Annotated in this window: 11 protein-coding genes; 5 read left to right on the forward strand and 6 right to left on the reverse strand. The window is 67.3% G+C overall.

Annotated features, from left to right (window positions below):
* Positions 1-111: 111 nt before the first annotated feature.
* The gene (locus H7A87_RS13225; RefSeq protein ID WP_016904806.1) at positions 112-294 is read right to left on the reverse strand and encodes a 30S ribosomal protein THX; all 183 of its coding nucleotides are present in this window, start codon (positions 292-294) and stop codon (positions 112-114) included.
* 136 nt (positions 295-430) lie between these two features.
* Entirely contained in the window at positions 431-847 is a 417-nt protein-coding gene (locus H7A87_RS13230) for a MerC domain-containing protein (RefSeq protein ID WP_104581874.1), read from the reverse strand.
* Between the two features lie 163 nt (positions 848-1010).
* Here H7A87_RS13230 and H7A87_RS13235 point away from each other — a divergent pair, with 163 nt between their 5' ends.
* Both H7A87_RS13235 and H7A87_RS13240 read left to right on the forward strand, forming a co-directional pair.
* Entirely contained in the window at positions 1011-3077 is a 2067-nt protein-coding gene (locus tag H7A87_RS13235; RefSeq protein ID WP_119127911.1) for a TonB-dependent receptor, read from the forward strand.
* A gap of 408 nt (positions 3078-3485) precedes the next feature.
* Positions 3486-5864 (forward strand): TonB-dependent receptor, encoded by a 2379-nt coding sequence (locus H7A87_RS13240; RefSeq protein ID WP_119127910.1) that lies wholly within the window; start codon positions 3486-3488, stop codon positions 5862-5864.
* Between the two features lie 105 nt (positions 5865-5969).
* Here H7A87_RS13240 and H7A87_RS13245 read toward each other — a convergent pair whose 3' ends face one another.
* Both H7A87_RS13245 and H7A87_RS13250 read right to left on the reverse strand, forming a co-directional pair.
* Complete coding sequence (locus tag H7A87_RS13245) at positions 5970-7001, reverse strand: aldo/keto reductase (RefSeq protein ID WP_119127908.1); 1032 nt, start codon at positions 6999-7001, stop codon at positions 5970-5972.
* Between the two features lie 167 nt (positions 7002-7168).
* Positions 7169-8380: an MFS transporter gene (locus H7A87_RS13250; protein WP_119127906.1), complete on the reverse strand. Its 1212-nt coding sequence runs from the start codon at positions 8378-8380 to the stop codon at positions 7169-7171.
* Positions 8381-8480: 100 nt separating this feature from the next.
* On the opposite strand from H7A87_RS13250, the gene H7A87_RS13255 reads away from it, so the two are divergent.
* Positions 8481-9395: a LysR family transcriptional regulator gene (locus H7A87_RS13255; protein ID WP_104648085.1), complete on the forward strand. Its 915-nt coding sequence runs from the start codon at positions 8481-8483 to the stop codon at positions 9393-9395.
* 585 nt (positions 9396-9980) lie between these two features.
* On the opposite strand, the gene H7A87_RS13260 is transcribed toward H7A87_RS13255, so the two are convergent.
* A complete protein-coding gene (locus H7A87_RS13260; RefSeq protein ID WP_115677603.1) occupies positions 9981-10184 on the reverse strand; it encodes a hypothetical protein in 204 nt (67 codons plus the stop codon).
* A gap of 240 nt (positions 10185-10424) precedes the next feature.
* Between H7A87_RS13260 and H7A87_RS13265 the strand changes: the two genes are divergently transcribed.
* Positions 10425-11333 carry an AraC family transcriptional regulator gene (locus H7A87_RS13265; RefSeq protein ID WP_043088272.1) on the forward strand — a complete coding sequence of 303 codons (909 nt, stop codon included), beginning with the start codon at positions 10425-10427 and terminating at the stop codon, positions 11331-11333.
* A gap of 103 nt (positions 11334-11436) precedes the next feature.
* Here H7A87_RS13265 and H7A87_RS13270 read toward each other — a convergent pair whose 3' ends face one another.
* Positions 11437-11910: a cupin domain-containing protein gene (locus tag H7A87_RS13270; protein ID WP_164739142.1), complete on the reverse strand. Its 474-nt coding sequence runs from the start codon at positions 11908-11910 to the stop codon at positions 11437-11439.
* 192 nt (positions 11911-12102) lie between these two features.
* Here H7A87_RS13270 and H7A87_RS13275 point away from each other — a divergent pair, with 192 nt between their 5' ends.
* On the forward strand, positions 12103-13002 hold the full coding sequence (locus tag H7A87_RS13275) for a LysR family transcriptional regulator (protein ID WP_119127904.1): 900 nt from the start codon (positions 12103-12105) through the stop codon (positions 13000-13002).
* Positions 13003-13049 lie beyond the last annotated feature (47 nt).

Genomic DNA, 13049 nt, shown 5'->3' on the forward strand with positions numbered 1-13049 from the left:
CACGCCCACCGCAGGCTGCGGCAGCGCCGCACTAAACCAGCGGCGTCGATGCGGGACATAAAAAAACGCGGCGCAAGCGCCGCGTTCTGGTGTCGCGAAGCGGGCTAGGGATCAGCCGGCCTTGGCAACGGTCTTCTTGGCGACAGCCTTCTTGGCCGGCGCCTTGACCACGCCCTTCTTGGCAACCGGGGCAGCTGCACCCACGACGACCTTGCTCACCGCGTGCGAACGCGAATTGCCGTAGCTGGAATTGTAGCGCTTGCCCTTGGCGGTCTTGCGGTCACCCTTACCCATGTTCGTCGACTCCTGAATGTGAATACTGAATACAAAATCCCCGCGCTGAACACGGGTCTGGCGAGGTTTACGCCGGCGGCGCCCTCGCGCAAGGCCGGCAAGCCTACCACGTAGGCCCCTGCCCGCGCAGCCCGGGCTAGTGGACGCAGCTGGCGTCGTGGACGTGGGCGTGCCCGTGATTCAGACGCAGGTTGACCAGGTGGGCGATGCCGACCAGCGCGCCGCCGAGCGTCATCACCACGGCATGTGGCAGCACCGCGTGATGCAGCGGGTCGTACAGCAGGCCGGCCCACAGCAACAACAGGCCCGGCAGCAGCAGCGCCAGTGCATGCAGCGCCTTGTGCCGGCGATAGCCCAGCACCAGGCTGAACAGGCCCAGCAGCGTCACGAACACCACGATGGCCCGTTCGACCCCGTCGCCCAGCCAGAACGACAGGCCCAGGGACGGGGCCAGGGCCAGCACCAGCGGCAGCACCGCGCAATGCACGGCGCACAGCAGCGAACCGGTCGCACCGAAGCGGTCGAGCACATGGCGAAGAGACGGTAGAGGCATGACTTCCAGCAGGGGCTCGCGGCGATGTGGAATAATATAACATCTTCCTTGTTCCAGGCCCGCACCACTGCATCGCGCAGCTGAGCGGGTCCCGCCGTCGGCGCAGTGGCCAAGCTGCGCCTTATCGTTGATATAAAGTAACAACCACAGAGTCCGGCCCGCCATGCACCCTCGCCCCGTTTTCTCGCTTCGTCGCTCCACCCTTTCACTGGCCCTGACCAGCCTGCTGACGCCCGCCCTGGCCATGGCCGCGGACGCGCCGGCGGTTGCCGACCCGCAGACCCCGCCCAGCTCGGACACGCGCCACGACGCCACCGCTTCCAGTGGCCGCCACATCAAGGACCTGGACAAGGTCGTCGTCACCGCCAGCCCGCTGCGCGATGCGGCCGGCGAGCTGAGCCGCCCGGTCGAAGTGCTGGCCGGCGAGCGCCTGGACGAAGTGCGCAGTTCCAGCCTGGGCGAAACCGTGGCCAGCCTGCCCGGCGTGCAGAGTTCCAACTTCGGCCCCGGCGTCGGCCGGCCGATCATCCGTGGCCTGGACGGCCCGCGCGTGGCGGTGCTGCGCGACGGCCTGTCCACCCAGGACGTGTCCACGGTCAGCCAGGATCACTCGCCGGCGATCGAGCCGTTCCTGGCCAACCAGATCGAAGTGCTCAAGGGTCCGTCCACGCTGCTGTACGGCTCCGGCGCGATCGGCGGCGTGGTCAACGTGGTCGACGGACGCATTGCCGAAACCCCGGTGGACGGCTTCAGCGGCCGCGCCGAAGTGCGCTTCGACGGCGGCGACAAGGACGGCAACACCGACATGTTCCGCGTCGATGCCGGCAACGGCAGCGGGCTGTCGATCCATGCCGACGGCGTGTACCGCAACCAGAACGATTACGACACCCCGCAAGGACGCCAGGCCAATTCCTGGATCGACTCCAAGGTCGGCTCGGTCGGCGCCTCGCTGTCCGGCGACTGGGGCTTCGTCGGCCTGTCGGCCTCGCGCTTCCGCGACAACTACGGCAACCCCGGCGAGCCGGGCGATCTGTCGATCGGCGAGCGCGGGGTGTCGTTGAAGCTGCAGCAGGACCGCTACGACCTCAAGGGCGGGCTGACCGATCCCTGGGGCGAAGGCAGCGCGCTGCGCTACAGCTTCGGTCATACCGATTACGCGCATACCGAATTCGAAGGCGAAGAAGTCGGCACCGTGTTCACCAAGCGCGCCAACGAAGGCCGCGTGGAGGCCTCCTTCACCTTCGGCGGCGGCTGGCAGACCGCATTCGGCCTGCAGGGCAGCGACACCACCTTCCAGGCAGTGGGCGAAGAATCCTTCGTCCCCAAGACCGACACCCGCTCGCTGGGCGTGTTCGGCGTTGCTCGCAACAGCTGGGACCGCGTCACCGCCGAAATCGGCGCGCGCGTGGACAAGGTCAAGTACCGGACCGACATCGGCGTGGACCGCGACTTCACCCCGACCAGCTTCTCGGCCAGCGGCGGTTTCCGCTTCAACGAACAGTGGCGCCTGACCGCCAACCTCGACCATGCCGAGCGCGCGCCGGCCGAGGAGGAGCTGTTCGCCAACGGCCCGCATATCGCCACCCTCGCCTACGAGATCGGCGATGCGGACCTGAAGACCGAGAAGGCCAACCAGGCCGAGCTGGGGCTGAACTTCCAGAACACCTGGGTCGATGCCAAGATCGCCGCGTACTACAACCGCTACAACGACTTCGTCTACATCGTCGATACCGGCGGCCAGTGGTTCAACGAAGAGGACAACGACTTCCTGCCGATCCGCCAGTGGACGCAGAACGATGCGGTCTTCCACGGTTTCGAGGGCGAGGCCACCTTCCATCTGGCCGACAACGACACTGGCGCGTGGGACCTGCGCGTGTTCGGCGACACCGTGCGTGCGCGCCTGAAGGATGGCGGCAACCTGCCGCGCATCGCCCCGGGCCGTGTCGGCGCGCAGATGCGCTGGAATGCCGATGCATGGCGCGCCTCGCTCGGTGCCACCCGCACCATGAAGCAGGACAAGGTGGCAGTGAACGAAACCCCGACCGACGGCTACACGTTCGTCGATGCGCATCTGGCCTACCACGTGGACCGCGGCAGCAATGCGTGGGAAGTGTTCCTGGACGGCAACAACCTGACCAACCAGGACGCACGCGTGCACACCTCCTTCCTCAAGGACGATGTGATGCTTCCCGGCCGCAGCGCCTCGTTCGGCGTGCGCATGTTCTTCTGACGGTACCTCTCTCCCGCCGTCATAAGCGAGGCCGCCTTCGGGCGGCCTCGTCATGTGTCAGCTTGCGCAGCCGGCTGGTGGTCGCACGGCAGAAAACAGCTGCATGTGCAGACGGGACGTGATGCGCTTGGCACCGGTTGCGATCGGGCAGGACGCCTTCTTTCCCGGTCCGTGCACCGCTGCGCAGGGCCGGCACCTGCGTTGCCTGGCTGCCGACCAGCCCGCCATCGCGGTCTGCCGCTGATGCGGCGCACAACAGCTTTTGCCCCGGCTTCCATTAGAACGGCAGCACGCACTGCATGCGCGCGTTGTCGTTCCGGCGCGCTCCTGTGCGGCACATCACCTTTCCGGCGCCCGCCCGTGTTTTGCGGGGCTTGCGTCGATCGCTGCGATTGAAGGAGAGCACGCATGACCTCGTCCCTGTCCCGCCACGCCCTGTCATTGACCATCATCGCCCTGCTCAGCCCTGTCGCCTACGCGCAAACCGCGCCTGCGGCACCGCCACAACAGGACGCCACCACGCTGGATGCGGTGATCGTCAGCGGCACCGCGCGCTTCAAGGGCCTGGCCAAGCGCGATGCCAGCTTTTCGATCACCACCGCCAGCCCGGAGCAGATTCAGCAGGCCGTCCCGCAGAGCACCGCGGACCTGTTGAAGATCGTGCCGGGCGTATGGGCCGAGCCCAGCGGTGGCGGCACCGGTGCCAACATCTTCGTGCGCGGCATGCCGTCCGAAGGCGATGCGCCGTTCGTGACCATGCAACTGGATGGCTCGCCGCTGTTTCCGCCGCCAAGCCTGTCGTTTCTGGAAAATTCCACGCTGTTCCGTGTCGACGACACGGTCGAGCGCATGGAGGTGTTGCGTGGCGGTTCCAGCCCGATCTTCTCCAACGGGCAGCCGGGGCTGACGGTCAATTTCATCCAGAAAAAAGGCCAGGACGAACCGGAAGGCAGCGTGCGCCTGACCGGCGGCAACAACGCCCTGCGCCGCATCGATGTGTTCAACAGCGGGCCGATGGGCAATGGCTGGTACTACAGCGTGGGAGGGTTCTTCCGCGAAACCGATGGCGTGCGCGACCCGCAGTTCGCCGCCGACAAGGGCGGCCAGTTCAGCGCCACGCTGAGCAAGCGCTGGGACAGCGGCGAGGTGGCGTTCTACGCGCGGCATACCGACGACAACAACGCCTTCTACACCGCCATTCCGCTGCTGTCGCGCAACAACGGCAACGACCTGTCCAGTTTCCCCGGCTTGAATGCGCAGACCGGCACCCTGCTCGGCCGCGACTTCCGCAATGTCGATCTGCTGGTCGGGCCGAACGGGCAGACCATCCAGCGCGATCTGGCCGATGGGCGCGGCGTCAACATCGATGTGTTCGGCGGCGAATTGAACTGGGAGCGCGGCGACTGGACCATCGCCGACCGCTTCAATGTGATGAGCGGCAGTGCGCCGACCTATGCCCTGTTCACCGGGGATGCACCGCAGCGGCTGGGCGACTTCATCGCCGGCTATGGCAGCGCTGGCAGCGGCCGCTTCACCAACGGCGGCGGCGCGGTGGATCCGAACCAGCAGGTGCTGGAAGCCGGCTGGTGGTCGGTGGACAAGCGCCTGAACTCGGTCACCAACGACCTGCGCCTGAGCCGCGAACTGTTTGCCGGCAATACGCTCACCGTAGGCACGTACTACGCCAGGTATTCCTCTGCGGATACCTGGTACCTGGGCAACACCATGTTGCTCACCGCGCAGAACAACGCGCGCCGCATCGACGTGGATCTGGCTGACGGGCGCCAGGCCACGCGGCAGGGCTTCACCAGCACTGCGTTCTTCAACCTGCGCGCCAACTACGACGGCGAGAACATTGCCGCCTTCGTCGCCGACGAATGGGAAATCAACGACCAGCTGCGTCTGGACCTGGGCGCACGCTACGAGCGCCAGAGCGTCACCGGTGACGTGCACGACACCGCCACGGTGGACCTGGACGGCAACCCGGCCACGCTGTACGACAACGCCACCTCGCTGGCGCTGGCCAGCACGCGCCGCATCGACCAGGACGACGAGGCGTTCTCGTGGACGGCGGGCCTGAACTTCAAGCTCAACGACAGCAACAGCCTGTTCGCGCGCGTCAACTCGGGGGTAAAGTTTCCCGGCTTCGACAATCTGCGCGATGGCCAGAATCGCGTGCAGGACGTGGATCAGTACGAACTCGGGCTCAAGTCCGGCGCCAGCAGCTACGACCTGTATCTGACCGCGTTCTACAACACCTTCAAGAATTCGCCATTCCAGGCGTTTTTGGCCAATGGCGAGAACTTCACCACCGTTGGGGATTCGCGCGCGCGCGGCCTGGAGGTGGAAGGCGCCATCCGCCCGTTCGGCGGCTTCGAGCTGGCCGGCACCGGGGTGTGGCTGGATGCGAAATACCGCAACTACCGCGAGTTCACCGGCAACCAGGTGATGCGCCAGCCCAAGCGGCAGTTCCGCGTGACGCCCAGCTACTACTGGATGCTGCCGTTCGGCGACCTCAAGCTGTTCGCCACCTACTCCTACATCGGCGATCGCTTCGCCGACCTGGCCAACAGCCAGCGCCTGCCGTCCTACGACATGGTGGATATCGGCGCCAACCTGCATGTGGGCGAGCATTGGGAAGTGACCGCCAGAGGCAGCAACGTCACCGATACGCTGGGGCTGACCGAAGGCAATGTGCGCGTGCCCGGTGCGGCCACCGGCGGCGTGTTCATGGGCCGGCCGATTGCCGGGCGGCAATACCAGATGTCGGTGGCGTATCGCTGGTGATCCGCGCAGAAGGCGTGCACCTGTCGCTGCCCACGCCGCAGCGTGCGCCCACCAGCCCGCGCGTGGTGCTGGCGTCTGCCGGCGGCACGCGGGCGGCCACCATGCCTATACCGGCAGCGGGCTGCGCTCTGCAAAATGCCCGCGCCAGTACGGGTAGTACGGATACGGCGGCTCCACCGCGCTCACCGCCTCCAGGCGCGTGCGCTGCTCGGCCGTCAGCGACCAGCCCACCGCACCCAGGTTCTGGCGCAGCTGGGTTTCGTCGCGCGCGCCGATCAGCACCGTGCTGACGGTGGGCCGCTGCAGCAGCCAGTTGATGGCGATCTGCGGCACGCTGCGCCCGGTCTCCTCGGCAATGGCGTCCAGCACATCGACAATGTCGAACAGGCGCTCATCGCTGATCGCCGGGCCCGCGGCGGCCGTCGTATGCAGGCGGCTGGTGTCCGGCAGCGGTTGGCCGCGCCGCAGCTTGCCGGTCAGGCGGCCCCACCCCAGCGGACTCCACACCACTGCGCCCACGCCCTGGTCGATGCCCAGCGGCATCAGCTCCCATTCGTAGTCGCGCCCGGCCAGCGAGTAGTAGGTCTGGTTGGCCACGAAGCGGCTCCAGCCATGCGCGTCCGCCACCGCCAACGACTTCATCAACTGCCAGCCGGCGTAGTTCGACGCGCCCAGATACCGCACCTTTCCTGCACGCACCAGCTCATCCAGCGTGGACAGGGTTTCCTCCATCGGGGTCATCGCATCGAAGGCATGCAGCTGCAGCAGATCGATATGGTCGGTGCGCAGGCGCCGCAACGAGGCATCCACCGCACGCAACAGGCGAAAGCGCGATGCTCCGGCATCGTTGGGCCCATCGCCCAGGCGCAGGCCGGTCTTGGTCGACAGGATCACCTGATCGCGGCGCCCCTGCAGCGCCTGGCCGAGAATCTCTTCGGAGGCACCGTCCGAATACACATCGGCGGTGTCGAACAGGTTCAGGCCCGCCTCCAGGCACAGATCGATCATGCGCTGCGCCTGCGCCACATCGGTATCGCCCCAGGCAGAAAACAGCGGCCCCTTGCCGCCAAAGGTACCGGCACCCAGACCGAGCACCGGCACCTTGAAACCGGACCGGCCGAGAAAACGTGTATCCATCGCACTGCTCCCTGAAATCGAAAGAAAATCCACGCGCAGTGCCGGAGGATCGGCCACTGCGCGACGCCAGCCGCGACGGTCCGCTCGCCGGCGACCTGCGCCGATGGCGCCGATCGCGCAGGTCTGCCGGTTGCGCAAGTACTGCGCGCTGCGCCCGCAGGACCGAATCAACCCGCCTGTACGCAGACGCGCGGCGCAGCGGCACGCCGGCGTTGCAGCTGCACGCTCCACAACGCGATCCCCAGGCCCATCGCGCTCAACAACGCGGCAACCCACGGCGTGGCAACCAGGCCGGCATGGGTGGCGATCACCACACCGCCCAGCCAGGCGCCCACGGCATTGCCCAGATTGAACGCGGCGATATTGAGACTGGAGGCCAGGTTCTGGCCGGCACCACGCGCATGCTCGAGCACGCGCAGTTGCAGCGGCGCCACGGTGGCGAAGGCGGCCACGCCCAGCAGCCCGACGAACACCACCATCGCGGTCTTGTTGTGCAGGACCAGGCCCATCGCAGCGAGCACCACCACCAATGCCCCCAGGCTGCCCAGCAAGGCGGCGGTGGGGCGCCGGTCGGCCAGGCGCCCTCCCAGCAGATTGCCGACGATCATGCCGACACCGAAGACCAGCAACACCGGCGACACCGCGGTCTGCGCAAAACCGGTCACCTCCACCAGCAACGGCTGGATATAGGTGAACACCGCGAACACGCCGGCATAGCCCACCACCGTCATCGCCAGCGCCAGCACCACCTGCCCGCGCCCCAGCACCGCCACTTCCTGCCGCCATGACACCGCTGCGGCTGCGCCTGCGTTCGCCGGCACCCACAGCGCCACCGCGGCCGTGGCCAGCACGCCGACGCTCGCAACCGCCCAGAACGTCGCCCGCCAGCCCAGCTGCAGGCCCAGCCAGGCGCCGGCCGGCACCCCCAGCAGGGTGGCCACGGTCAGCCCGGCAAACATCAGCGAGATTGCCGAGGCGCGGCGCTCGGCCGGGACCAGCGAGGTCGCCACCACCGCGCCCACGCCGAAGAAGGTGCCGTGCGCCAGCGAGGTCAGCACGCGCGCGACCATCAGGCTGGTGTAGTCCGGCGCCAGCGCGCAGGCCACGTTGCCCAGGGTGAAGATCGCCATCAACCCGACCAGCACCGCCTTGCGCGGCAAGCGCGCACTGGCCAGCGTCAGCACCGGCGCCCCGACGAACACACCCAGCGCATAGCCGCTGATCAGCAGGCCGGCGGCGCTGAGCGACACGCCCAGGTCGGTGGCCACCTGCTGCAGCAGGCCCATGATCACGAACTCGGTGGTGCCGATGCCGAAGGCACCGATGGTCAGCGCCAGCAGCGCTGGCGGAAAGCGGGAAGAACGCACGGAAGCGGACATGGGCAGGGACCAGGGAAGACGACCCACAGCCTGCGCTCCGGCGTCCTAAACAAAAACCCCTGCTATCCTGATTCACTATCAACAAATCATTGAGAATCGCATGGACCGCCTCGGCGACATCGCGCTGTTCCTGCGCGTGCTCGATTCCGGCTCGATCACCGCCGGTGCGCGCAGCCTGGACCTGTCGCTGGCGGTCGCCAGCCAGCGCCTGAAGCGGCTGGAACGCGAGCTGGGCGTGCGCCTGCTGCACCGGACCACGCGCCGGCTGCACCCCACACCCGAGGGCCAGCGCCTGGCCGAGCGCGGCCGCGTACTGGTGCAGGATCTGGACGCGCTGGCCGACGACCTGCGCGAGAGCGCACACGCGGTCGGCGGCATCCTGCGCATGACCCTGTCGGCCTCGTTCGGGCGGCAATACGTGTCGCCGCTGCTGCCGGAATTCCAGGCCCGGCATCCGCGCGTGCACATCAGCGCGCATCTGAGCGACGACCTGGTGGACCTGGTCAGGCAAGGCTTCGATCTGGCGATCCGCATCGGCCCGCTGGACGACTCCGGGCTGGTGGCGCGGCGCATCGCCGACAACCGCCGCACCCTCGCCGCCTCGCCCGATTACCTGAAGCGCCATGGCACCCCGCGCACGCCGGACGACCTGGCCGGGCACGCCGGCGTGCTGCTGATGGGCCGCGACGGCCGCCAGGACGTGTGGCGGTTGCAAACGCCGGAGGGCGGCCTGGTACGCGTGCGCATGCAAAGCCGCTTCGAAAGCAATTTCGGTGAGTTGATCCGCGACGCGGCCGTCGCCGGCCAGGGGATCGCGTTGCATTCGTACTGGCACATTGCCGAGGAACTGCGCGACGGCCGGTTGGTCGAGGTCCTCCCCGACTACCCGCCACCGACCACGCAGATCAACGCGGTGATGCCGGCCCGCCAGCTGCAGCCACCGCGCGTGCGCGCATTCGTGGAGTTTCTGCTGGAACGCCTGGGCGAAGTGCCGCCCTGGGAGCGCGTCGGTTGAACGCAAGTTTGGTGCTTGCGTCGGCCAGTGCTGGCTGGACGCGGAGCGATGCGTGGCTGCGACGTGACGTCTTGGAGAGCACCCAATCTACGGCTTTGCGGATGGATCAGCTGTAGAGCGGGTGATCTGTGGCTTCACTGCATGGCCCTCGCCCGCCCACCATCGCAGGACACGCCGCAAGTACGTCCGTGCAGGTTCTGGCGCGGCATCCATGCCGCTCACGGTCCCGCCACGGTAGGCGGGCAAGGACCTGTCGGGATGGTCGGTGTGCAGGTGCAAGCAGTGCACGACGCGCGTTGTTCGAAAATCAGGCTGTCCGATACTGATGCGCCGGCTCAACGTCGCAACATTTGATGCACATCCGACGACAAGTGGCCTTTGGTGCGATAACCGACCAACTTTCTGGTGCGGTGCCCTCGTCACTTCCGGGACCCTCGGCGGCATGGATGCCGCCCAGGAGCCTCCAGGGACGGATTCACGGCGTGTCCCGCAGGTGGCGAGGGCACCGCGCATTCGACTCACCGCTCAACAAGGCGCGCGTGACCAACACGTCGCCGCTGCCGACATAGAGTTTTGTCGCCGCTCCTAGCCCCCCGCACGCACCAAGCGCTTGTGCAAGCCGCGCCGCTGCGCCTCGCTGAGCAGATGCCCATGCGTGTTCAACAATCCCAGGATCTGCTGATGCGCTTGCGCTGTGCGACGCGCAAGTTCGGCCGTGGCGGCGGCCTCGAGCGCCTTCCAGTCGGCGGGGCGCGTCGGTGCGGGGATGGTCGAACGTTTTGCGGGCATGGGCGAGGCGATCACGGAAACAGACGCCCATGATACGGCGCGCGCGTGAGCGCCCTATCAGATCATGCCGGGCCTGTCGTGTTGAGGCGCTGGGCGCGCAAGCGCCTGAACGCACGTGTCGGCGCCAACCGGCGCTGCCGTGGCCTGCCGCTGCTGCGGACCTGCCGGCTCCATGACATCCGGTCTTGTACGATCGACGGCATCGCGGCCAGGCCGCCTGGTGCCACTGCCGAGTCCTGCATGTCCGCCTTGACCGAGATGACCGACATCCTGCTGCGCCACGCCCCTGGCGATGGCATGCACGCCACCCGGATTGCCGGGCTGCAGATCATGCGCAGCGCCTCGCCAACCGTGTCGGTGCCCACCGTCTATACGCCGATGCTGTGCCTGGTGGCGCAAGGCCGCAAGCAGGCGATGCTGGGTGCGGCGGCGTATCTCTATCACCCGCAGATGTATCTGGTGGCGTCGGTGGATCTGCCGATCGTCGGTTCGGTGATCGAGGCCAGCGCCGCGCAGCCGTATCTGTGTTTCTGCCTGGATCTGGACACCGCCGTGCTGAGCGACCTGGCCGTCAGCCACCCGGAGCTGGTCGAGCCGCAGCGCGATGCGGCGCAGGCCGGGTTGTTGCTCAACCACAGCACGCCGCCATTGCAGGACGCTGCAGTGCGGCTGGCGCGTCTGCTCGATCAACCGCAGGAGATCGCCGCGCTGGCACCGCTGGTGCTGCGCGAAGTGCTCTATCGCCTGATGGCCGATCCGGCCAATGCGGTGGTGCGCCAGATGGCCATCGCCGACAGCCGACTCAACCAGATTTCCAAAGCCATTGTCTGGCTGCGCGAGCATTACGCACAGCGCTTCCGCATCGAGCAGATTGCCGATCTGTCGGCAATGAGCCGTTCCACTTTTCATGCGCATTTCAAGGCGGTCACCTCGATGACGCCGCTGGAATATCGCTCGCATCTGCGCGTGCACGAAGCGCGCCGGCTGATGCTGGCCGAAGCGCTGAATGCCGCTGATGCCGGCTTCCGCGTCGGCTACGAGAGCGCCTCGCAATTCAGTCGCGACTACGCGCGCATTCTCGGCGCGCCGCCCGCACGTGACGCACAACGGTTGCGTGCCGGGGCACAGGCTGCGACACAAGCGGCGTAAGCCTGTCCGCGCGCAGTGGAGCGCAGTCACGCGCCCGCACTAAGCGACATGTATCACCGGCGATGACGCGGCAGACCGCACCAGGTCATCGTTGAGCACCGTGTCACTCGGCCGCGTACTGCGCCTCGCTGACCTGCTCCAGCCAGGTCACCGGCGAGCCATCCTGCGCCTCGGCGATGGCGATGTGCGACATCGCCACGGTCGCGTTGGCGCCGTGCCAGTGCTTGACGCCCGGCGGAATCCACACGATGTCGCCCGGGCGGATCTGCTGCGCCGGCTTGCCCCATTCCTGCACACGCCCGGCGCCGGCGGTGACGATCAGCGTCTGCCCCAACGGATGGGTGTGCCAGGCGGTGCGCGCGCCCGGCTCGAAGGTGACGGTGGCACCGCCCACCCGCGCCGGCGCATCGGCCTGGAAAGGCGCATCGATGCGCACGGTGCCGGTGAAATAGTCGGCCGGGCCGGCTGCAGATGCGGCGCCGCCGGCCTTGCTCACCCTGATCGCGTGTCGCTCTTCACCTGCGGGCGTGACGGCAGCCATCATCGACAGCGACATCGCAGTTGCAAACAGATTCATGGCCGTGCTCCTCGATTCAAGTGACTGCACTGTAGCGTGCAGGCGCACCGGCATTACCCAGGCAGCAGCGCATGCACCTAGAAACACAGCGCATCAATGCGGCCATGACCCGCCGGGTGTGGAGCCATCACGCACCATCGCGCATGATGCAGCCGCATGAATGGCATGCGGTGGAGTCGGCATTCGCAACCAATGGCGCGGGAAAACCTCAACGATCTGCAGGCCTTCGTCGCCGTGGCGCGCGAAGGCAGCTTCACCCGCGCCGCCGCGCAGCTTGGCGTCTCGCAATCGGCGCTGAGCCATACCGTGCGCGCACTGGAAGCACGTCTGGGCATCCGCCTGTTGACCCGCACCACGCGCAGCGTGTCGATGACCGAAGCCGGCGCACGCCTGTTCGACACCGTGGCTCCGCGGCTGCAGGAGATCGACCACGAACTGTCCGCGCTCACCAACTTCCGCGACACGCCGGCCGGCACCATCCGTATCACCACTACCGGCCACGCCGCCGACGCCTACATCTGGCCAGCGTTGTCGCAGGTGCTGCCCGACTATCCTGACCTCAGGATCGAGATCACCGTCGATTACGGGCTGGCCGATATCGTTGCCCAGCGCTACGACATCGGCATCCGGCTGGGCGATCAGGTCGCCAAGGACATGGTCGCGGTGCCGATCAGCCCGATGCAACGCATGGCGGTGGTGGCGGTGCCGGGCTACTTCGTGCACCACACCATCCCTGCTGTCCCGGCCGACCTGGCCAGGCACAACTGCATCGGCCTGCGCCTGCCCACCCACGGCGGCTTGCTGGTCTGGGACTTCGAAAAGGACGGGCACGAGGTCAAGGTCCGCGTGGACGGGCAATGGACCTTCAACGGCAGCAGCGCGGTGCTGCGTGCCGCACTGGCCGGCGGCGGACTCGCGTTCTTGCCGGAAACCATGGTGCTGGAGCACCTCGCCGCCGGCCGGCTACGCCGCGTACTGGAGGACTGGTGCGCCCCATTCGACGGCTATTACGCCTATTACCCCAGCCGCCGCCAAACCTCGAGCACACTCAAGGTCGTGATCGACGCACTGCGGCACGATCCGGCGCGCTGACGCGTCTGTGTAGGAGCGTGCCTGCGCGCGACGAGGCCTTATCGGTA

This window comes from Xanthomonas sp. CPBF 426, assembly GCF_903989465.1.
Taxonomy (GTDB): Bacteria; Pseudomonadota; Gammaproteobacteria; order Xanthomonadales; family Xanthomonadaceae; genus Xanthomonas; species Xanthomonas euroxanthea.